We start from the raw sequence: 19,275 nt of genomic DNA, 5'->3' as shown, positions 1-19,275 counted from the left end.
CAGTGCTCCTCAGGCCGGTACGGAGTGGTTGGCGTGATGGCCGCGCTGATGCGCCGCTTCGCTGGACTGGCCTTCGCCGTGCATCTCCGCCAGACGGGTGATGAACTCGTCGACGAACACGCGCATGTCGGCGCTGACTTCCTTGTTGCGGGTGATCAGGCGGTTGTAGCCAAACAGCGCCGGGATCGCGACGAACAGGCCCATGGCGGTGGCGAGCAATGCAGCGGCCATGCCCGGCGCGATGGCGTTGATGTTGACGTCGCCGGCCATGGCGGTGCCGAGGAACACCACCATGATCCCCAGCACGGTGCCGAGCAGGCCGATGTACGGGCCGCCGGCGATGGCGTTGGACAGGGTCGAGAGTTTCGAGCTGAGGGCCTGGTTCTCGCGAGTGCGCACGCCGTCCATCGAGCAGCGGATCGCTTCAATGGTCGCTGCCGACACCGAAGAGGTATCGGCGCCCTGCTCGCGGCGGGTACGGATTTCCTTGACCGCCACCGAGTACAGGCGCCACAGCGGCGAGTGCTGCAGACGCTGGGCCAGTTGCGCGTCATCGGCGAACATTTCCAGACGCGTACCGACCTTGGCGAACTGCTCGCGGAAGTCCTCGTTGGCCTTGCTCACGCGGCTGAGGGTGCGGTTCTTGCGCAGCATGATGATCCACGACTGGAACATCATCAGCACCAGCACAGCGATGATCACCCAGGCGTCGACCGGTACCGCGTTCAACAGGAAACCGAGGCTGCCGAAACCGAAGCCGGACTGTTCTTCGTCGACACCGTAGGCCACCAGTTTCGACTCGGCGCCTTGCGCGGTGGCGTCGGCCAGCAGCAACGGCGCCGGACGCGCGACTTTCGACAAACGCAGTTCGTCGATGGCGCCCACGAATGGCTGGTACGGGCCAGCGGCCAGATCGGCGCCAATCGCCATCACCGAATTGAACGCCGGCGTCGCTTGCGCGAGGGTCGCACTCTCACGACCGTTGATGTACAGGCTGACTTTCGAACCTTCGGCAGTCAGCGCGACGTGCTGCCATTGGCCCGGATTCAGCGGCTGAGAGGCCACGGCGCGCTGGCCGTCGATCTCCACAAACGGCACACCTTGATTGACCCCGACCAGCAGGCTGTTGGCGCCTTCGCGGCGGGCAAGGATCAGTTGCTCGCCATTGGCCTGGTCCAGCCGCAGCCACGCACTGAAGGTGAACGCGCTGCCCGCGTTGTGCTGCAACGATGGGCTGGCCGGCAGCAGCAACGGCTGGCCGCTGAACTGCAAGGCGCGCCCTACTACACCGTCAATCGCCGCACCGGTGGCGCTTTGTGCGGTGTTGCCGTAGGCGCTGGTGTCCTTGGCCGGGGTGCCGGTGGCGCCGTCGAAGTGATACAGCGCGGTGTAATTCGGATCGAAGGTCAACTGGCCGTTGCCGGTGGCCGGGGCCTTCTGATTGCCGTAGTACATCCAGATGTCCTGACGCTGACCGCCCTCGACATTCGGCACATCGACCCAGATCAGCGCCATCCCCATCAACGCGTCGAAGCTTTCGATCTGGTGGTTGAGCACGGTTTTGTCATCGGCGGCGACGAAGCGCAAATCCGCGCCGTCTTCCTTGACCCCGTCAAAGGTGAAATTGCCGGTGTGCAAGCGCACCAGCAGCGCGGTGCGGCCCAGCGCCTGATTGATCCCGGCACCCTGCGGCGTGGTGTCGACGGCGATCTGTTTGCGGTAATGCCAGTCGTCCTGCCACCAGGCCTGCGCCGTGGCCGGGAGCACGAAGCCCAGGCAGATCAACAACGAAAGAATGAGGCGCTGCATGAACGTGCTCCTTTAGAAAGTGGCTTGAAGGTTGAAGTGCAGGCGCGATTCCTGCTTCGAGGTGTTCGGCCCTTCGAGTAGCGGGTAACCCCAGTCGAGGCTGCCGGACAGCCATTTGCTGAGGCTGGCGCGGGTGCCGAGGCCGACGCTGGCCAGGGCATAACTGGCGTCCTGGTCCGGCAACTCGTCACGCAGATACAGTTGCGCGCCTTCGGCGAAGGCGTAGAAGCGCCATTCCTGCATCCAGCTGCCGGCGTATTTCGCCAGCGACGGGGTGCGCAGCTCCTGACTGAGCAGCACGCCGTCATCGCCGGTGCGCTCGGCCGCCAGATAGCCGCGCACCGAGGTCGCGCCGCCAGCGGAAAACTGTTCGTTGGAAACCAGCGGCCCCGACGCCAGCTGGAACGCGCCTTTGCTCGCGCTCTGCCAGTCGTTGTCGAAGGTCCAAGTGAAATTGCTGTCACCCTTGACCACAGCGAAACTCGGATTGGCGCGGTAGCGTTTGTAGTCGAAGTCTTCGTCGGAACTGCCGTAGCCGAAAATGCTGCGGGTGGCCGCGACCAGGCTCAGACCGAGGCCGAGCTGACTCTTTTCGGTGTAGCGGAAGCCGTTGTAGGCGAAGGTGAACGGCGCGTATTTCAGCGGCACCTTGTCGCTCTCGCCGGACAGGGTCAGACGCTCGTCGAAGTCCTTGAAGTCGATACCGGCCGACAGCGAGTTCGACCAGTTGCCACTGGACGGCAACGTGTAGATCGCCGACACGCCATAGGAATGGCCCTTTCCCAGCACGTTGCTGCCACCAATGGTGGCGACGTTGCTGTCGGACTGATAACCGGAGAATTGCACGCTCCAGCGCTCGGTCAGCGGCGCGGTGTAGGAAGCCGACCAGACCTTGGCGTTGTCGGTGTCCTGCGGCGCGGTGAAGTACGTCAGGTTGATGCTGTGGCCGAGCTGCCAGAGGTTGTTGTAGCCGAGGCTAGTCACGGCGCGCAGCTTCTCGGTGTCGGCGCTGTAGTCGTTGTTGAGGCCGACGCTGGCGCTCCACGGGTTCTGGTCTTCGACCTGCAAATCGACGTCCATGGTGCCGGGGCGTTGCCCTTCGCGCACCAGCGGCATGACCTGGCGGCCCGGGGTTTTATTGAGCTGCGCCAGTTCGCCCTGAACCTTGGCGAAGTCCGGCACCTCGCCTTCTTTCAGCGCCGGGACGTTGTCGCGGATGTCCAGCGGCGAATAGTGTTTGGCGCCGACCACACGCACGCGGCCGACCTTGGTTTCGCTGACTTGCAGATAGACGATGCCGTCCGCTACCGCTTGCTCCGGCAACTCGACGAACACCGATTGGTAGCCGCGCTCCTGATAAGCCTTCTGCAAGGCATCGCGGGCGCCTTCGATGTCAGTCATGGCTTTTTGCGGGCCGAGAAACGGGTACACCGCTTCTTCGATAGCCCGCGCGTCGAGCACGGTGTTGCCGCGCACGAAGTATTCGTTGACGTCCACCAGACGTTGCGGCGCGGCGTCTTGGGCAGCCTCTTCGGCGAACGCCGGTTGCGCGCCGGCCGTCACCAGTAGCCAGCCCCACAGCGCCAGCCGTGACGTGAAAATCTGATCCACACTACCCCCTGAATTCGCGATGACCTGTTGGCGCTGTTGCGCGCCTTGTGTGTTGCGTCAATTGCTGACTGTCGAGGCACCGCTGTGCTTGCCGAGCCAGGTGTGCAGGAGCGCGAAGTTCAAGGAGAACTCGGGCATTTGCAGCAAGGCACCGCAGAACACTTCGCCGATGATTTTCTGAATGAGCTGCACCGCACGCGGGTTGTTGAGCAGCGTGGCGATGTCGCGACTGAGGACGTTGAAGCTCCAGACTTTCTGGTTCAGGCCAAGACCGACGAACCAGCGGAACAGCAGGTTGTAATTGAGTTGTTCATACAGTTGCTGCTCGCTGGGCACCGAATACAGCAGTTGCAGGAGCAGGATGTGCATGACGGTTTGCGCGGGGATGAGCATGCCGGGCTCGGCATTCAGTTCGTGCAGGAGGCCTTGGTGGGCATCGAGCAAGTCGTCGATCTGCGGGCGCAGCAACACCAGCGAATGGCCTGGCGGAATGTAGCTGGAGACCTCTTTCAAGGCTCCCTGCCAATCATCCTGCGAGACGATCCAGACCCACGGCGCGCCGTAGCGATACACCGAAACCGGCTTCTTGCGCGCCGCTTCGACGATCTTCGACAGGCGCTGATCGAGTTCCTGCATGCCCACTTTCGAGTAGCGTTCCATAGTCCCCATTGCCTCACTCCCGGCGTCCCGCCTCGGCTTGTGAAAAGCGCCCCGTTGGGCCCCTCAAGCGCGTTACATAGGCATGACCGGACTGGCTATGTGCTACCGAACTTTTGTCATAAAAGCTTCATTACAGAAGGTGTGAGCGGCACACAAATCAAACTGTGGGAGCGGGCTTGCTCGCGAATGCGGTGTATCAGCCATGAGGGTGTCAGCTGACAGGACGCCTTCGCGAGCAAGCCCGCTCCCACAGGGGGATCTGAGGTGTTTTTGGGTCAGGTGTAGACCGGCCAGTTGTCGACGATCTTGCCGTCACGCACCGCCAGCAGATCACCGAATTGCAGCAGCACGGCTTCGGTCTGGGTCGGGCGCAGAAACACTTGATCCTCGACGGTCAGGCCGACGGCGTTGGAACCGTTGACCATCTCCTGATTCGAACTGCGCCCATACACCCCATTGCTCTGCAACCCCGGCGGCGATTCGAACTCGGCCATCCAGTAACCGCCGTAGATGAAAAAGGTCTGGCGCTGATTGGTGTCCCACCACGAGAACAACGTCGACTTGTCGTCCAGCGCCGGGATATTCACCGCCCCCGTGCTCTTCAACACAGGCGTGGCGATGTAGGTCGCCGGCACGTGGTCAACCAGCGACGGCAGGTCGTAATGCGTCGGTTTGAGCATCGCCGTGCCCACCGACACCTCAGTGCTCAGCTTTTCGTTTTCGTGGATGCGGTAACTCGGGCTGCCGGCGGTGTTCAGGCACAGATTTTCGTTCCACAACGCCGGAAACTGCTGGCGAGTGAAATCCACGCAACGCTGATAAATCACCATCACCTTGGCGAACAGTTCTTCCGGTGAGCCGAGTATCCCCGGCACGCCCATGCCCACAAACGGGTCGTAGCCCATGAACCCGGCGAACGCCAAGTGCTGCGGGTTGGCGCTGATCAGCGTGAGCATCTGCCCCAGCACATTCACATCACTGACCCCGCCGCGATGCAGGCCGACATCCAGTTCAATGTTGATGCGCATCCGCGTGCCCAAACTCTTTGCCAGCGCGAGGTATTGCTGCAAGCGCTCAGGCCCGTCGAGCAGCCATTGCAGCTGTCTGGACGGATCGAACGGGCCTTTGTGGGTTTGATAGAACAGCTCGGCCGAACGCACCGGCAGCGGCTTGCCGAGCAGGATGTCGGACTGCGGAAACGTGAGCGCATCGTGATTGAGAAACGGCTGGTGAAACGACATGAGTTTTTGCGTCCCGGCCCGTTGTGCGATGTAGCTCAACAACCCCGGAGACGGCAGGGATTTTTCCACCAGACGCAATTGCTTGCCGCCGCGTTTGACCGACTGCATCACTACGTCGATGTTGTGATCGAGGCGATCCAGATCGATCAGCAGCACCGGGCGCATCGGGCCGTTGTCCTTCAACTCTTTATTCAGCGCGCGAAAATACTCGCTGTACGGGCCGCCACGATCACTCGGTCGCAGCCAGGCGCCCACGCCCACCAACAAAGCGCCGACACCCAGCGTGCCGAGGAGAAAATTGCGTCGGTTGACCGCCATCAGTTCACCCCCAAAATCGACGATAGATGCGCGTTGAGAAAGCGCCCGCTCGGATCCAGTGCCTGACGCACCTCGACGAACTCGCGCCAGCGCGGATACAGCGGTTGCAGGGTGCGCGCATTGAGCGAATGCAACTTGCCCCAATGCGGACGGCCGTTGTACTTCCAGAAGATCGGCTCGACCGCGGCGAAGAAGTTGTGATGATCCATCTGGTAATGCTGGTGCACCGAGATCGAACAGCTGTCGCGGCCCTCGAACATGCTCAGCGGAATGTCATCAGCCTTGACGTAGCGGTACTCGATGGGAAACCAGGTACGCAGGTCCTTGTCCTCAATCAGCTTGAGGATTTCACGCAGACAGGCCGGGCCGTGTTCGGCGGGCACCGAATATTCCATCTCGTTGAAGCGCACGGTGCGCACGTTGGCGTAGATGTCGAACGAGTCGCCGACCCGATCATCGAAACTCGCCAGATGGCGCAGGCTGTTGAGCAGCGTGCGGCGCAGCTCGGGGAAGTCGCTGCCGTATTTGTCGATCTTCTCGATCAGGGTCACGAACTCATTGCCGCCCTCCTCTTCGGGCGGAATCGGCGGCGTGGCCGGGTCGCTGGTTTCGTTGAGGGCGATGGACAAGGCGTAATCGGAATGGGTGACCACGAGCATTTCCCAGTGCTGGTTTTCCCGGGTGTTTTTGTCGAGGTCTTCCAGCAGCTCTTCGGTCCTGGCGATCCACTGGCGCTCGCGCAAGCGATAGGCCGGGCGGTTTTGCAGACGGATTTTCGTCGCCACACCCAACGCGCCGAGGGACACCCGCGCGGCATTGAACACTTCCGGGTGGCGCTGGCTGTCGCAGTCCAGCACCTCGCCATTGGCCGTCACCAGTTGCATGCCGCAGACGTGCGCCGAATAGGACTGAAAGGTTGTGCCGGTGCCGTGGGTCGAGGTGGAAATTGCCCCGGCGAGGGTCTGGTAGTCGATGTCGGCCATGTTCTGCAGGGCCTGACCGACGTCCTTCAGCGGCACGCCCATGCGCGACATCGGCGTGCCGGCGGCGAATTCGGCCTGCAGGGTTTTCGGGTCGTGGTCGAGCAAACCGGTGAAGTAGCTGAGCGACAGCAGCGTGCCGTCGGTGGGCACCAGCGCACTGAACGAATGTGCCGAACCGACCGGGCGGATTTTGCCCTGAGCCTGACGGATCGCGGCGGTCAGTTCATCGAGGTTCTTCGGCGCCAGCCGCGCCGCCGGCAGGCAACTCTGCCCGCCCGACCAGTTGCGCCAGGGAATCAGTCGCGGGGCGCGCATCAATTGCCCCAGCGCGGGATTGGCCGCCAACGCACTAAACGCGCCGACGATGCTTGCCCGTTGCAACAACTGACGCCGTGTCAGATCCATGCTCATGCGCGCACCCTTACTGTGGGAGGGGCTGGTCGGCCATGAAGCCGATCAGTTGCAGGAATTGCTCTTCAGTGCACTCGACGCACTGGCCCATCGGCGGCATGCCGTTGTAGCCATTGATGGCGTGGTCGAGCAGCGTGTCGGCGCCTTGGCGGATGCGTGGTTCCCAGGCTTGACGATCACCAGTGAGCGGCGCATTGGCAGCCGGGTTGGCGTGGCACAGTTGGCAGCTGTTGACGTAGATCTGCGCCAGGGCCGGGTCGGAGGGGGTGGCGTTGCGAGTGGTCGCCGGCGGTGCGGATTTTTCGTCGCAGCCGCACAGCGTCATGGACAGCGCCAGCAGTAAAGTGAGTGGGATTGCCCGCATAACGATCCTCAAGGATGGCAGCGCTTATTGTTGTGATCCCACCTTAAGGCAGTCACGGCTGCGGGCTGAGGGCATTGCGGGACAACGATGGGGGCAAACGGGGCCAGTAGAAAGTGTTCAGGCAACCCGATTCAACGGTGGGAGCGGGCTTGCTCGCGAATGCGGTGTGTCAGCAATGAGGATGTCAGTTGAAAGGACGCATTCGCGAGCAAGCCCGCTCCCACAGTGGATTTCATAAACCAGTCAAAGCTCTGCTCCGGGGATCTGCGTGACATTCGCGTGACATTGGCGGGTTTAAATTTCGGCGCATTCAGGCGTATAACCTGTAAAGACTTTTTGATCTGTATACGGACATCAACACGGGGTAGCGACATGACCACAGCAAACATCCTTGGCAATCTGTTCCCTTCTGTCAGCGACATCCCGGAAAAATACCGCCTCGACGGTCAGGTCGAGCAACGCGAATACCTCGTCGATGGCGAACTGCGGCGCTGGGACGGCCCGCTCGCCACCGTGCGCAGCCCGGTGTACCTGCACGGTGAAAACGGCGATGAACAAGTTATTCTCGGCAGCACCCCGTTGCTCGACGCCGACACCGCGCTCACCGCCCTCGACGCCGCCGTGCGTGCCTACGATCGCGGTCAGGGCCTGTGGCCGACTATGCGCGTGGCCGAACGGATTCAGCACGTCGAAGCGTTTCTCGGCCGGATGCGCCAGCAGCGCGAAGCCGTGGTCAAGCTGCTGATGTGGGAGATCGGCAAGAACCTCAAGGACTCGGAAAAAGAGTTCGACCGCACCTGCGACTACATCGTCGACACCATCAATGCACTGAAAGAACTCGACCGCCGCTCCAGCCGTTTCGAGCTGGAACAGGACACTCTCGGCCAGATCCGCCGCGTGCCGCTCGGCGTGGCACTGTGCATGGGCCCTTACAACTATCCGCTGAACGAAACCTTCACCACGCTGATTCCGGCGCTGATCATGGGCAACACTGTGGTGTTCAAACCGGCCAAGCTCGGCGTGTTGCTGATCCGCCCTTTGCTCGAAGCGTTCCGCGACAGTTTCCCGAGCGGCGTGATCAACGTGATCTACGGCAGTGGCCGCGAGACCGTCAGCGCGCTGATGGCCAGCGGCAAGATCGACATCTTCGCCTTCATCGGCACCAACAAGGCAGCCAGTGACCTGAAGAAACTGCACCCGAAACCACACCGCTTGCGCGCCGCGCTGGGCCTGGACGCGAAAAACCCCGGCATCGTTCTGCCGGAAGTCGATCTGGACAATGCAGTCAGCGAAGCGGTCACCGGTTCGCTATCGTTCAACGGCCAGCGCTGCACCGCGCTGAAAATCCTGTTTGTGCACGAAGACGTGGTCGACGCCTTCATCGAAAAATTCAATGCCAAACTCGCTACGCTGAAACCGGGCATGCCGTGGGACAGCGGTGTGGCGCTGACGCCGTTGCCGGAGTCGGGCAAGGTCGATTACCTGCATGGCCTGGTGGCCGACGCGCAGAGCAAGGGCGCACAAGTGGTCAACCCGAACGGCGGTGAGAGTCGCGAGTCGTTCTTCTACCCGGCGGTGCTGTACCCGGTGACGCCGCAGATGCGCGTGTACAACGAAGAACAGTTCGGCCCGGTGGTGCCGATCGTGCCGTACCGTCACCTCGATACCGTGATCGATTACGTGCTGGAATCGGACTTCGGCCAGCAACTGAGCCTGTTCGGCACCAACCCGGTGGCAATCGGCCGACTGGTCGACACCTTCGCCAACCAGGTCGGGCGGATCAACCTCAACGCCCAGTGCCAGCGCGGCCCGGACACCTACCCGTTCAACGGGCGCAAGAACTCCGCCGAAGGCACGCTGTCGGTACACGATGCACTGCGGGTGTTTTCGATCCGCACACTGGTGGCGACCAAGTTCCAGGACAGCAACAAAGACCTGATCAGCGAAATCATTCGCGGCCGCGATTCGAGCTTCCTGACCACCGACTACATCTTCTGACGAGGACTTTGCACTGAGCACCTTCAGCACCCAACGACTGCCACCGCTGCTGCGCCGAATCCTGCGTCCGTTGCTGGACCCGTACCGTCGCTACCAGCACGCCCGACTGATTCACGCGGTGCGGGTAGCGCTGGGGCTGCTGGCGACCATCCTGCTGACCACCGGCATCAACCTGCCCCACGGCGAGTGGGCGTCGGTGACCATGCTGGTGGTGATCGGCGGCCTGCAGCACCACGGCAACATCGGCAAGAAAGCCGCCGAACGCGCCACCGGCACCCTGATCGGTGCCGGGGTTGGTCTGCTGCTGGTGGCGCAACAGGCATGGCTGGGCCTGCCGTGGCTGACCTACTTTGCCATGGCGGTGGTCTGCGGCTTCTTCTCCTATCACGCGATCGGCAAGGGCGGGTACACCGCCCTGCTCTCGGCAATCACCGTTTTCATCGTTGCCGGACATGGTGACAACCCGATCACCGACGGTTTGTGGCGCGGGGTCGACATCCTGATCGGCATCGCCCTGGCCCTCGCCTTTTCCTTTGCCCTGCCGCTGTACGCGGTGTATTCGTGGCGCTACAACCTGGCTGATGCCTTGCGCGACTGCGCCACGTTGTACGGGCGGATCATTGGCGGCCAACCGGTCAGCGCCGATGAGCATCTGAAGCTGATGGGCCGGGTGACCACGGTGATGGTGCAACTGCGCTCGCTGATGCCTTCGGTGTCCAAGGAAGTGAAAATCTCCATGACCGAACTGGACGCGATTCAACGCAACCTGCGGATGTGCGTCAGCACTCTGGAGATCCTCGGCAACACCCGCCCGGATGCTAACGACCCCGAAGCCATGGCGCACCTGCAATCAGCGCTGCGGGCCGAACACCGGGTGATCCGCGTGCAACTGATCGGCATGGCCCGGGCCTTGAAGTCCGGCGCCACGCAACGCCTGCAGCGCCCGCTGGAGTTGCCTGACGCCAGCCTCGACACACCGGTCTACAGCACGCTGGACGGTTACCGTTTGCTGACCCGACAACTGGCCGCGAACATTGGTGAGCTGCGTCAGCGTCTGGCGATGACGGCACCGCGCTGGAACATCTGAATCAACGGAAAAATCCATGTAACAAAGCCGACATCATCACTACAATGCGGCTCACAACGGACGTGTACATGGATGCAAAATGCAGTTCAGGACGAATATCAACGCGTTACGCGCGCTCGCCGTTTTGTCGGTGGTGCTGTTCCATTTCAAGGTGCCCGGGTTCGCAGGCGGATTCGTCGGCGTAGACGTGTTCTTCGTCATCTCCGGGTTCCTGATGACCGGCATCATCTTCAAGGGTGTGCAACAGCAGAACTTTTCCCTCCTCGGTTTCTACGCCTCCCGCGCCCGCCGCATCATTCCCGCCCTGCTGGTTCTGTGCGTTGCGCTGCTGATCTTCGGCTATCTGTATCTGCCGCTGGACGATTTGCGCCAGACGATCCGCACGATCAAGAGCAGCCTGCTGTTCAGCTCGAACTTCAGCTTTGCTGAAAGCGGCAATTATTTTGCGGCGCCGCTGCATGAAAACTGGTTGTTGCACACCTGGTCATTGTCGGTGGAGTGGCAGTTCTACCTGCTCTATCCCGTGTTGTTAATGGGACTGCACCGGTTCTTCGGTGCCGATAAAACCCGCTTTGCCTTGCTGGTCGTGGCGCTGATTTCGCTGCTGGCGTCCATCGTTGTGACCCGCTTCAACCCGACGTTCGCCTTCTACATGCTACCCACCCGCGCCTGGGAAATGATCGCTGGCGGGCTGGTTTTTATGTTTCCCCTACGATTGAGCCAGCGCGGCGGCGCGATTTGCGAAGGGCTTGGACTGTTGGCGATTGCTCTTGGCGTGCTGGGCTTTTCTGAAGCGGATCTGTGGCCGGGCTACCTGGCACTGGTGCCGGTACTGGGGACGATGCTGGTGATTCACGGCAACACCCGATCCGTGTTCAGCACAAGTCCTGCGCTGCAGTTTGTCGGGAGCATTTCCTACTCGGTGTACCTCTGGCATTGGCCGCTGGTGGTACTGCTTTATCTGTGCGGGCTGTTGAGCAGTTGGCCGCACGTGATCGGCGCAATCATCGCCTCGTTCGCCCTCGGCACCCTGTCCTTTTACCTGGTGGAATCGAAGGTGAAGAAAGGTACGACCGCTACTCGAACAGTGATCAAGTTCGCGTCGCTGACGGTAGCGGTGGTGGCCATGTCGGCAACGACGTCGTCGCTGGTCAAGCAACACCCCGACTGGCGCCCGGCGCTGGTCGAACTCGGCCAGCCGGAATACACCAGCAAGCTGTATCCGCAGGAGTGCTACCCGAATGCCTATGCGGCGGCGGATTGCAAACTGGGCACGGGTGATGTGTCGGTAATTCTGTACGGCGACAGTCATGCGCAATCCACCGCAGCAGCGGTGCAAATGCACAACCCGCAAGCGGCACTGTCATGGTCACGGGGCGGTTGCCCGACCCTGGCGCACTTTGCCATGCACGACAAGACCGTCGAAAGCCAGTGCCGGGGCTTCAATCAGGAAAAGCTGCAACAACTGAAAACCGCGTACGCCGGCGTGCCGGTGGTGCTGTTTAGCCGTGCGGCGCTGTACGCGGATTCAGGGCGGGAAAACAGCTATCGGATTTCCTTTCCCGAGCGCCAGACCGCGTTTGCCGAAGCCTATACCGAAGAGTACGTCAGCACGATCTGCTCGATCGCTGAAAACCATCCGGTGTATATCGTCAAACCGATCCCGGAGATGCCCTTCAGCGTCTACAAAGGCCTGAATCTGAATCAGCGGTTGTTCCGGCAAACCACGGACATTTCCCTGCCGTTGCAGGCATACGAGAAACGCAACCGCATCGCCATCGCAACCATCGAATCCGCCGCCAGCCGCTGCAACGCGACGGTGATCGATCCGATACCGTACCTGTGCCCCAACGGCAATTGCATGGGTTCCATGGACGGCGTGCCGCTGTACTTTGACGACAATCATCTGGTGGATGCCGGCAATCAGCAGCTCAAAGGCCTGTTCAAGGATCTGATCAAGCCGATTTGAGCTGGCGTCGGGCTTTCAGGCCCCAGCCCTGTTGCATCCCGGCGGCGGCCAGCAGAATCGCTGCCACCCCGATCCATTGCAGGATCTCCAGTCGATGGCCGAAGGCGAACCAGTCGACGAAGATCGCTGCAATCGGGTAGATGAAGGACAGCGCACCGGTCAGGGCAGTCGGCAGTTTCTGGATCGCGCCGTACAGCAGCACATACATCAGACCGGTGTGGACGATGCCCAGCGTCACCAGACTGGCCCAGGCTCCGTTGGTTTGCGGCAGGCTGTTGAAGTGCGCGAACGGCGCGAGCAACAGCACTCCGGTGCAGACCTGGATCAGCGCGATCAGATGCGGCGGCGTGCCGGTCAGGCGCTTGATGATCAGCGCCGCAATCGCGTAGAGCAACGCCGCACCCAACGCCAGCGCAATGCCCAGCAGATAGTCACTACCGCCCTCGCCCTGCCCGCCATGGGCGCTGACGATTGCCAGCATGCCGAGAAAGGAAATCGCCAGCCAGAACAGCTTTTGCAAGGTGATTTTCTCGCCGAGAAACAGCGCCGCCAGGCCGACCAGCATGAACGGCTGCACGTTGTAGACCGCCGTGCCGATGGCGATCGAGGCCCGGGAATAGGAGCCGAACAACAACACCCAGTTGCCGACAATCGCCACCCCGCTGAGCACCGCGAGCAGGAACGTGGTGCGGATCAAAATACCCGGACGCAAGAAGCCGAATGCCGCGCAGATCAGCAGCAAGGTGCCGGCGCCGAACACGCAACGCCAGAACACCACGTCCAGCACCGGTTGCCCGGACACCAGCACGAACCAGCCGATGGTCCCGGAAATCAGCATGGCGGCGGTCATTTCCAATGAACCACGGCGGATTGTGTTGTCCATCATCGATCTCCCTAAGCGTTTGACGAAAGCATGGCAAAAGTATGCCAAGCCGACCCCGAGCGCCTCCAGTGCAAAAAGCAGGCTAAACTCGGATTCTGCCTTTTTTATCGCGGGTGGTTTCCCGCAAATGCCTAATACCGGAGTTGCGCCATGACCGACGATATCGACCAGATCCTCATCAGCGCCTTGATGGAAGACTCGCGCCGCTCGCTCAAGGCATTGGCGCAGATCAGCGGCCTGTCGTCGCCCAGCGTGGCCGAGCGCTTGCGCCGCCTGGAGGAGCGCGGCGTGCTCAAGGGCTATACCGTCGAAATCGACCCCAAATGCTTCGGCTATCAGCTCCAGGCGATCGTTCGTGTACGGCCGCTGCCGGGTCAACTGCAGGAGGTGGAGCGGCAGATCATGTTGATCCCGGAGTTCACCGAATGCGACAAGGTCACGGGCGAGGATTGCTTCATCGCCCGCCTGCACGTGCGCTCGATGGAACAGCTGGACACCCTGCTCGACCGCCTCAATACGCTGGCTGAAACCAACACCGCGATCGTCAAGAAAACCCCGGTCAAACGCCGATTGCCGCCGATGGCGTGAGTGCTTTTTGCGCCTGCTCGGCGTAGATTGAGGTTTTTCCGGCGAAGGATTGGCGGTAATGAGAATTCAGGCAGTGATGCTGACAGTGTTGATGCTCAGCGGGTGCGGGACGGTGCAGACCGTTGTGCTTAGCGACAAGGCTTCCGTAGACCAGTTGAAAACCAAAAAAAGCTACTGCGGCGCGGTCCCGCGCATTTACAGCGGTGCAACCTACGACTTCTGCATGCTGCACGCCGAAAAGCCGGATGACGTCGACGCGTTCAATTACAACAACGCTTCTTTTGGTCTGGTGGTCGATGCAGCGGTTTCGGGTGTGCTGGATACGTTTCTGTTGCCCTACACGATTTATAAGCAACAGGCCGATGGCAGCATGGTGATCAACTGATCCGCTTTTCGCAGACGACAAAAAACCCGCCGAAGCGGGTTTTTTGTTGATTCACAAACAGCGATCAGTCGTCGCGGCTCATGATGCCGAAGATCTGCAACAAGCTGACGAACAGGTTGTAGATCGATACATACAGGCTGATGGTCGCCATGATGTAGTTACGCTCGCCACCGTGGATGATCGCGCTGGTCTGGAACAGAATGCACACCGACGAGAACAGCACGAAACCGGCGCTGATCGCCAGTTGCAGGCCGCTGATCTGGAAGAACAGGCTCGCCAGCGTTGCACCCAGCAGGACGAAGAAACCGGCGGTGATGAAACCACCGAGGAAGCTCATGTCCTTACGGGTGATCAGCACGTAGGCCGACAGACCACCGAACACCAGCGCGGTCATGGCGAATGCCGAGCTGACCACTTCAGCGCCGCCCTGCATGCCCAGGTAACGGTTGAGGATCGGGCCGAGCAGGAAACCCATGAAACCGGTCAGCGCAAAGGCGGACACCAGGCCCCACGCGGAATCACGGAGTTTGTTGGTGAGGAAGAACAGCCCGTAGAAGCCGATCAGCACCACGAAAATGTTCGGGTAGCCGACGCGCATCTGCTGCGCCACGAACGCCATCACACCGCTGAATGCGAGGGTGAGCGCCAGTAGGCCGTATGTGTTGCGCAGGACGCGGCTAACCTCTAGCTGCTCAGCCTGCACGCTGTTGTGAACTGCGTAATCCTGTTCGCGCATGGCGACACTCCTGTTGGTTTGAAACGTTCAGTCGCAAAGATCATAACAGACGCTCTGTAACAAGCCATGCACAGAGTTTGACAGTGTGTTTCATTCAGGTATTATGGCGCCCGCAACGCAAACGGAGGTGTGGCCGAGTGGTTTAAGGCAACGGTCTTGAAAACCGTCGACTGTAACAGGTCCATGAGTTCGAATCCCATCGCCTCCGCCATATTTGATACGACAAAGCCCTGATTATTCAGGGCTTTGTCGTTTCTGGGGTTTACGAAAATTTCTGCTTTTCGGTATGTGTTCCATAACTTTTGTGGACGCGTTCCATAACTCGACCGAGTTTCCCCATCTCCGGCGTCCTGCCAATCGTTAAAACACTCTTCATGTAACACGGTGCTACGCTGATTCCTTCGCTGCCAAGGAAACCAAAATGCCCAACTCCGACCTGCTCCCGTCACTGCTCTACAAGATCAACGAAAACCAGCTCGCCCTCGAAGCCGCCATCATGGAGCTGTCCAACTGGGTCGAGCAGCGCGGTTCGGCCGATGTCGCCGAGAACGTCCGCGGCGCGCTCTGGACGATCGACAAAAACGAAGAGTTCATCAAGATGACCCTGGCGGTTTTGATGGCGCCCGACTGACAGCTCGTCGCCTTCCCCTCGTCCGCTCGGCTCACCTCGATTACTGTACATACATACAGCTTCTGTACAGCGAATCTCCTTCCATGAATTTCGACACAGTCAAATCTCTCCGGCTCCAGCAATGGCGCGCGACTCTCGACGACCAGGACTTCCGCATGCAGAACCCGGAGGCGCACCGGGAAACGCTTCATCAAATGGCTGCTGCCCTGCGTACAGAGGGACTGATCGACCAGCTTGAGCAGTTCGATATGAACGAGATGGCAGACGCTGCCTACTGGCATTCTGTCGAGGAGCTGCAAAACTCGCCGGGTCAGTACCGAGGAGCGTCGACCTACGATGTCGTTCAGATCGACACCGGAAGGCTGCTTGGCAAAATAAACCGATCGATATTCAACTTCGAAAGCGACGAACCACGCGGCGCCTCCTTTACCTACGACGGCAAGGTTTACTCTGGCGCAGACGGTGTGCGGCTGACCTTGGGGCTTTCCCGGAAGATTGGGACAATCTCAGGCCTGATGTTGGAACTGAATGGGCACCGGTACCAACTGGTTGAAACCGAGCGGGTTGTTCGCGGGGTTGATTACACGCCAATGGATGATCCAGACGCTTACCGCGCTCTGATTGATGTTGCTCAAGTCGCCCAGGAAGAGCGCAACCTACACGCCTTTGAAAAGATGCGCCCTCATATCGAGTCGGCGGCTTTTTGCATTTGCCCCACCTGCCTCGATCGATTTGATGCGCGTGATGACTGCCCAACTTGCACCGGAAAAGGTTTTGTGATGAAGACGGCACAGGCGGGTCTACGCTGAAGGAACCATGCGAGGAACGGGCAATGTGTGGACGACTAACCCAGTACAGCGGCATTCACGACTTCGTGGCGGCGCTGAGCATGCCGAATGCCCTGATCAACACGATCGGAGAGCAGCCATTCGAGCGTTATAACGCCGCGCCGACCGCTCAACTCGCCCTCTTCCACCAGGAAGGACAGGTCCTGCACGCCGACATGGTTCGCTGGGGATGGCGCCCACACTGGGCGAAGGATCGCGCCGCGCCGATCAACGCTCGAGTGGAGAAAGTGGCCCACGGCCCGTTCTTCCGTGCCATCTGGCCGCACCGGGCGATCATCGCCATCAACAACTGGTTCGAGTGGGTCGACGAAGGTGGGCCGAAAAAGCAGCCCTACCTGATCCGGCACCGGGACGGCTCCCCGATTCTGTGTGCTGCCATCGGCCAATACCCGAACGAGGAGCACGGCCCAGGCGAGCATGATGGCTTCGTGATCATCACAGCCGACAGCGCCGGGGGCATGGTCGATATCCACGACCGGCGGCCGGTAGCACTGTCACCGGAGCTGGCTCGGGAATGGCTGGACCCGGCCACGCCGAAAGAGCGCGCCGAGCAAATGGTGCTGCACCAGGGCGAGCCGACAGAGGTGTTCGAGTGGTACAAGGTTGACCGGGCCGTGGGGAACGTCCGGAATCAGGGCCCCGACCTGATCAAGCCGATCAAATGACTCAAACCTGCGTCAGCGTTTTCAGGCGCTCGACCAGGGCGGCTTCGAAAATGATGTACAGCCTTTCAGCATCTCCGGAACGCAAAGCCCCGCCGGTTTCCAGCCCCAGCACGAAGCCATCCGCCCGCGCGCCCGCCTTCACCGCGATGATCATCGAATCAGCCCGGACAATCTGCGCCAGCAGCCGGTCCGCCTCCCGCTGCATCTTCTCGCTCAGCACCACACCTTCCACGTGAGCCACCTATTACCTTCACTACGACATCCAATAAATGACAGAAAGGACGACTGCAACCCAGATAATCGTCATCACGATTGAGTAACCAAGTAGCTGCGTGTCCATGTGCACCGAATACAAAGGTTCGAAATATGATGGTTGAGCCATCCCGGAACAGCAACTCCAGCGCCTTGCCCTCAGCGTACCGACCAGTGGGCCCGACTGAAACTCAGCGAAGTAATTTTTGTTGTGCCATCCGACCACCGGAAGCGCACAAAAAATCGTGGTGTGTTACAAAATAGTTACAAATGCTCCCTATATCTACTGCAGGTATTTAACATGGATGTTATGCACATGATCTCGATTATCAGCTTGGACTTGTTGTTCGCCTGGATTGGAGCATTGTTGCTCGGCGTGTGCAGCCAGGGAGTTCATGCTTACCGAAGCTGGGCCAACGATGATTCATCTCCAGTTCCACGCAATCCAGTGCTGGATCGAGTATTGGATTTTTTTGCGCTCAATCACGGGGACAGGCTTTCCCACAGCCTGATAATCACCTGCTCCATCATCGCTTGGCCGATTGGGCTCGTCATTTTCTTTCCTGCGCTGCTGATGCTTCGTGCAAAGAAACGCAGGCGCGAGGAGCGCCCAAGCCTCACCAACGACGAACCACCTCATCTCTTCGATGAAAAGCTTGCTGGCCAGCCTTCTAAAACGGCGAGCATGCGGGAGACAATCAGCAGCTGATCCGCGCATTCTGGAAAGGCCCTCGAACCTATTCAGAATTCTTCGGTTCGAGCGCCCGTATGTAGGCCTGGCACGCCTGCAGCGCGATCAGCCCCCGGTCGCCATCGTCGGTGATGGCGACAATTCGTTGAGCATGCGCCGGGTCAAGTCGGGCTCGTACGGCTGCATGATCCACGCCGCTGGCGCCGGCGGTGGCTGGCACACGGCAGCCCTTGGCAACGTCTGTTGCGTCGAGGAGGACTGACAACCGCAGATCAGCGGTAGCAAGGCGATCGCGCAGCAGAGCCTGGTCTTTTTGTGCATGGGTCATCTTCTCGAAGTGGGTTTTCTCGCTAGCCGCCAGCCGATGTTCCAGGGCCAGGCGCTTGTCCTGCTCGGCCTGCTGGGCGGTCGCGGCTGCCTGGTTCAGTTGGCTGATGGCGTCGGCGTGCTGCTGGGCTTGCTCGGCCAACTGCTTCCCGTAGCGCCAGTCCTGGAACTGCCAGGCGCTGCCGGCACCGATCAGCACCAGCGCCAGCGCGCCGATCACTCGCCACGGCACGGCAATCACGCCAGCACCTTCAGCGCTTTTTCGTAGAACGCCGCGCGCTCAGCGGCTCCGTTTGGCACCCGTCCGCGCCGGCCGGTGTTGATGATGCTGCCGATGTTCGCGTTATCGCCGACATCAGCCAGGGTGTTCAAGCCGTTGATCCCCCAGAACCAGGCCGCCGACATCGCGGCATGCTGCGGCAGCTCCAGCAGTTCCGGGTGGCTGATTAGGTCCAGGTCCAGGGCCTCGCCGCACGCTGCGTAGTTCGCCCGGCCGGTGACCTGAATCAGCCCGCGGCCGCGGTACTTGAAGCCATCGCCGGCGACGACATTGCCCAGGTCTTTGCGCCCCTCATAACCGCGCTGGGCGGCGGTCGGCCCCCAGATCTCGCGCACATAGACCAGTTGGCCGGATTCGTGGCCAATCTGGGCGATGAACGCCGCAACGCGCTTGTTGCCGACAATCTGGTACTGCTGCATCGCCGTGTTCAGGGCGGGTACAAAAACGCCGGCTTTGGTGCCGGCGTTCGGGAGGATCTGCAGCAACTGCTGCTGAGTAATGGGCATGGGTGTTCTCCAGGCAAAAAAAATCCCGCTCG

20 protein-coding genes and 1 tRNA gene are annotated in these 19,275 nt (G+C 60.6%); 10 read left to right on the top strand and 11 right to left on the bottom strand.

The genetic code is table 11. From position 1 onward, the window contains the following. Positions 1-9: 9 nt before the first annotated feature. The 6 genes from ACS4NR_RS06965 to ACS4NR_RS06940 all read right to left on the bottom strand — a co-directional run bounded on the left by ACS4NR_RS06965 (position 10) and on the right by ACS4NR_RS06940 (position 7,397). A complete protein-coding gene (locus ACS4NR_RS06965; protein ID WP_456019506.1) occupies positions 10-1,809 on the bottom strand; it encodes a DUF2341 domain-containing protein in 1,800 nt (599 codons plus the stop codon). Between the two features lie 12 nt (positions 1,810-1,821). Then, positions 1,822-3,420, bottom strand: coding sequence for a ShlB/FhaC/HecB family hemolysin secretion/activation protein (locus ACS4NR_RS06960; protein ID WP_456019505.1), 1,599 nt, complete (start codon positions 3,418-3,420; stop codon positions 1,822-1,824). Positions 3,421-3,477: 57 nt separating this feature from the next. Beyond that, entirely contained in the window at positions 3,478-4,089 is a 612-nt protein-coding gene (locus tag ACS4NR_RS06955) for a transposase (protein WP_007969141.1), read from the bottom strand. Between the two features lie 266 nt (positions 4,090-4,355). Beyond that, on the bottom strand, positions 4,356-5,564 hold the full coding sequence (locus tag ACS4NR_RS06950; RefSeq protein WP_456020369.1) for a DSD1 family PLP-dependent enzyme: 1,209 nt from the start codon (positions 5,562-5,564) through the stop codon (positions 4,356-4,358). Between the two features lie 74 nt (positions 5,565-5,638). Then, the gene (locus ACS4NR_RS06945; protein WP_456020368.1) at positions 5,639-6,967 is read right to left on the bottom strand and encodes a D-arabinono-1,4-lactone oxidase; all 1,329 of its coding nucleotides are present in this window, start codon (positions 6,965-6,967) and stop codon (positions 5,639-5,641) included. Positions 6,968-7,043: 76 nt separating this feature from the next. Then, positions 7,044-7,397, bottom strand: a complete 354-nt coding sequence (locus ACS4NR_RS06940) for a c-type cytochrome (RefSeq protein WP_095135482.1) — start codon at positions 7,395-7,397, stop codon at positions 7,044-7,046. A gap of 372 nt (positions 7,398-7,769) precedes the next feature. Here ACS4NR_RS06940 and ACS4NR_RS06935 point away from each other — a divergent pair, with 372 nt between their 5' ends. From ACS4NR_RS06935 to ACS4NR_RS06925, 3 genes are all read left to right on the top strand, one after another. Further along, the gene (locus tag ACS4NR_RS06935; RefSeq protein ID WP_103367488.1) at positions 7,770-9,395 is read left to right on the top strand and encodes an NADP-dependent glyceraldehyde-3-phosphate dehydrogenase; all 1,626 of its coding nucleotides are present in this window, start codon (positions 7,770-7,772) and stop codon (positions 9,393-9,395) included. A 46-nt stretch (positions 9,396-9,441) separates the two neighbouring features. Continuing rightward, a complete protein-coding gene (locus tag ACS4NR_RS06930; RefSeq protein WP_253149360.1) occupies positions 9,442-10,482 on the top strand; it encodes an FUSC family protein in 1,041 nt (346 codons plus the stop codon). Positions 10,483-10,561: 79 nt separating this feature from the next. Continuing rightward, positions 10,562-12,451 carry an acyltransferase family protein gene (locus ACS4NR_RS06925; RefSeq protein ID WP_456019504.1) on the top strand — a complete coding sequence of 630 codons (1,890 nt, stop codon included), beginning with the start codon at positions 10,562-10,564 and terminating at the stop codon, positions 12,449-12,451. Here ACS4NR_RS06925 and ACS4NR_RS06920 read toward each other — a convergent pair. Then, positions 12,438-13,334: a DMT family transporter gene (locus tag ACS4NR_RS06920; RefSeq protein ID WP_456019503.1), complete on the bottom strand. Its 897-nt coding sequence runs from the start codon at positions 13,332-13,334 to the stop codon at positions 12,438-12,440. The genes ACS4NR_RS06925 and ACS4NR_RS06920 overlap by 14 nt on opposite strands. A gap of 150 nt (positions 13,335-13,484) precedes the next feature. Here ACS4NR_RS06920 and ACS4NR_RS06915 point away from each other — a divergent pair, with 150 nt between their 5' ends. Then, positions 13,485-13,922: an Lrp/AsnC family transcriptional regulator gene (locus ACS4NR_RS06915; protein WP_115987521.1), complete on the top strand. Its 438-nt coding sequence runs from the start codon at positions 13,485-13,487 to the stop codon at positions 13,920-13,922. A 58-nt stretch (positions 13,923-13,980) separates the two neighbouring features. After that, the gene (locus ACS4NR_RS06910) at positions 13,981-14,307 is read left to right on the top strand and encodes a YceK/YidQ family lipoprotein (protein WP_095135474.1); all 327 of its coding nucleotides are present in this window, start codon (positions 13,981-13,983) and stop codon (positions 14,305-14,307) included. Between the two features lie 64 nt (positions 14,308-14,371). On the opposite strand, the gene ACS4NR_RS06905 is transcribed toward ACS4NR_RS06910, so the two are convergent. Continuing rightward, positions 14,372-15,043, bottom strand: a complete 672-nt coding sequence (locus tag ACS4NR_RS06905; protein WP_095135472.1) for a Bax inhibitor-1/YccA family protein — start codon at positions 15,041-15,043, stop codon at positions 14,372-14,374. A 123-nt stretch (positions 15,044-15,166) separates the two neighbouring features. On the opposite strand from ACS4NR_RS06905, the gene ACS4NR_RS06900 reads away from it, so the two are divergent. The 4 genes from ACS4NR_RS06900 to ACS4NR_RS06885 all read left to right on the top strand — a co-directional run bounded on the left by ACS4NR_RS06900 (position 15,167) and on the right by ACS4NR_RS06885 (position 17,187). Further along, positions 15,167-15,254, top strand: a tRNA-Ser gene (locus ACS4NR_RS06900). A 210-nt stretch (positions 15,255-15,464) separates the two neighbouring features. Then, complete coding sequence (locus ACS4NR_RS06895) at positions 15,465-15,674, top strand: hypothetical protein (protein ID WP_456019502.1); 210 nt, start codon at positions 15,465-15,467, stop codon at positions 15,672-15,674. Positions 15,675-15,757: 83 nt separating this feature from the next. After that, complete coding sequence (locus tag ACS4NR_RS06890; RefSeq protein WP_456019501.1) at positions 15,758-16,483, top strand: hypothetical protein; 726 nt, start codon at positions 15,758-15,760, stop codon at positions 16,481-16,483. Positions 16,484-16,506: 23 nt separating this feature from the next. Then, positions 16,507-17,187 carry an SOS response-associated peptidase family protein gene (locus ACS4NR_RS06885; RefSeq protein WP_456019500.1) on the top strand — a complete coding sequence of 227 codons (681 nt, stop codon included), beginning with the start codon at positions 16,507-16,509 and terminating at the stop codon, positions 17,185-17,187. A 1-nt stretch (position 17,188) separates the two neighbouring features. Here ACS4NR_RS06885 and ACS4NR_RS06880 read toward each other — a convergent pair whose 3' ends face one another. After that, a complete protein-coding gene (locus ACS4NR_RS06880; RefSeq protein WP_456019499.1) occupies positions 17,189-17,419 on the bottom strand; it encodes a hypothetical protein in 231 nt (76 codons plus the stop codon). Between the two features lie 321 nt (positions 17,420-17,740). On the opposite strand from ACS4NR_RS06880, the gene ACS4NR_RS06875 reads away from it, so the two are divergent. After that, on the top strand, positions 17,741-18,148 hold the full coding sequence (locus ACS4NR_RS06875) for a hypothetical protein (protein WP_456019498.1): 408 nt from the start codon (positions 17,741-17,743) through the stop codon (positions 18,146-18,148). Between the two features lie 28 nt (positions 18,149-18,176). On the opposite strand, the gene ACS4NR_RS06870 is transcribed toward ACS4NR_RS06875, so the two are convergent. Next, the gene (locus ACS4NR_RS06870) at positions 18,177-18,695 is read right to left on the bottom strand and encodes a lysis system i-spanin subunit Rz (protein ID WP_456020367.1); all 519 of its coding nucleotides are present in this window, start codon (positions 18,693-18,695) and stop codon (positions 18,177-18,179) included. After that, positions 18,695-19,243, bottom strand: a complete 549-nt coding sequence (locus tag ACS4NR_RS06865) for a glycoside hydrolase family 19 protein (RefSeq protein WP_456019497.1) — start codon at positions 19,241-19,243, stop codon at positions 18,695-18,697. The genes ACS4NR_RS06870 and ACS4NR_RS06865 overlap by 1 nt, the downstream gene beginning before the upstream one ends. Between the last annotated feature and the right edge of the window lie 32 nt (positions 19,244-19,275).

It is taken from the genome of Pseudomonas sp. JQ36 (genome assembly GCF_053851495.1).
This window is presented reverse-complemented; position numbering and strand designations above follow the sequence as displayed.

What these genes read in the sequence shown, in the direction of transcription:
- ACS4NR_RS06885 (WP_456019500.1), top strand. Translation starts at nt 16,507, where the DNA reads ATGTGTGGACGACTAACCCAGTACAGCGGCATTCACGACTTCGTGGCG.
- ACS4NR_RS06955 (WP_007969141.1), bottom strand. Translation starts at nt 4,089, where the DNA reads ATGGGGACTATGGAACGCTACTCGAAAGTGGGCATGCAGGAACTCGAT.
- ACS4NR_RS06925 (WP_456019504.1), top strand. Translation starts at nt 10,562, where the DNA reads ATGCAGTTCAGGACGAATATCAACGCGTTACGCGCGCTCGCCGTTTTG.
- ACS4NR_RS06905 (WP_095135472.1), bottom strand. Translation starts at nt 15,043, where the DNA reads ATGCGCGAACAGGATTACGCAGTTCACAACAGCGTGCAGGCTGAGCAG.
- ACS4NR_RS06910 (WP_095135474.1), top strand. Translation starts at nt 13,981, where the DNA reads ATGAGAATTCAGGCAGTGATGCTGACAGTGTTGATGCTCAGCGGGTGC.
- ACS4NR_RS06920 (WP_456019503.1), bottom strand. Translation starts at nt 13,334, where the DNA reads ATGGACAACACAATCCGCCGTGGTTCATTGGAAATGACCGCCGCCATG.
- ACS4NR_RS06875 (WP_456019498.1), top strand. Translation starts at nt 17,741, where the DNA reads ATGGATGTTATGCACATGATCTCGATTATCAGCTTGGACTTGTTGTTC.
- ACS4NR_RS06890 (WP_456019501.1), top strand. Translation starts at nt 15,758, where the DNA reads ATGAATTTCGACACAGTCAAATCTCTCCGGCTCCAGCAATGGCGCGCG.
- ACS4NR_RS06865 (WP_456019497.1), bottom strand. Translation starts at nt 19,243, where the DNA reads ATGCCCATTACTCAGCAGCAGTTGCTGCAGATCCTCCCGAACGCCGGC.
- ACS4NR_RS06915 (WP_115987521.1), top strand. Translation starts at nt 13,485, where the DNA reads ATGACCGACGATATCGACCAGATCCTCATCAGCGCCTTGATGGAAGAC.
- ACS4NR_RS06965 (WP_456019506.1), bottom strand. Translation starts at nt 1,809, where the DNA reads ATGCAGCGCCTCATTCTTTCGTTGTTGATCTGCCTGGGCTTCGTGCTC.
- ACS4NR_RS06940 (WP_095135482.1), bottom strand. Translation starts at nt 7,397, where the DNA reads ATGCGGGCAATCCCACTCACTTTACTGCTGGCGCTGTCCATGACGCTG.
- ACS4NR_RS06935 (WP_103367488.1), top strand. Translation starts at nt 7,770, where the DNA reads ATGACCACAGCAAACATCCTTGGCAATCTGTTCCCTTCTGTCAGCGAC.
- ACS4NR_RS06895 (WP_456019502.1), top strand. Translation starts at nt 15,465, where the DNA reads ATGCCCAACTCCGACCTGCTCCCGTCACTGCTCTACAAGATCAACGAA.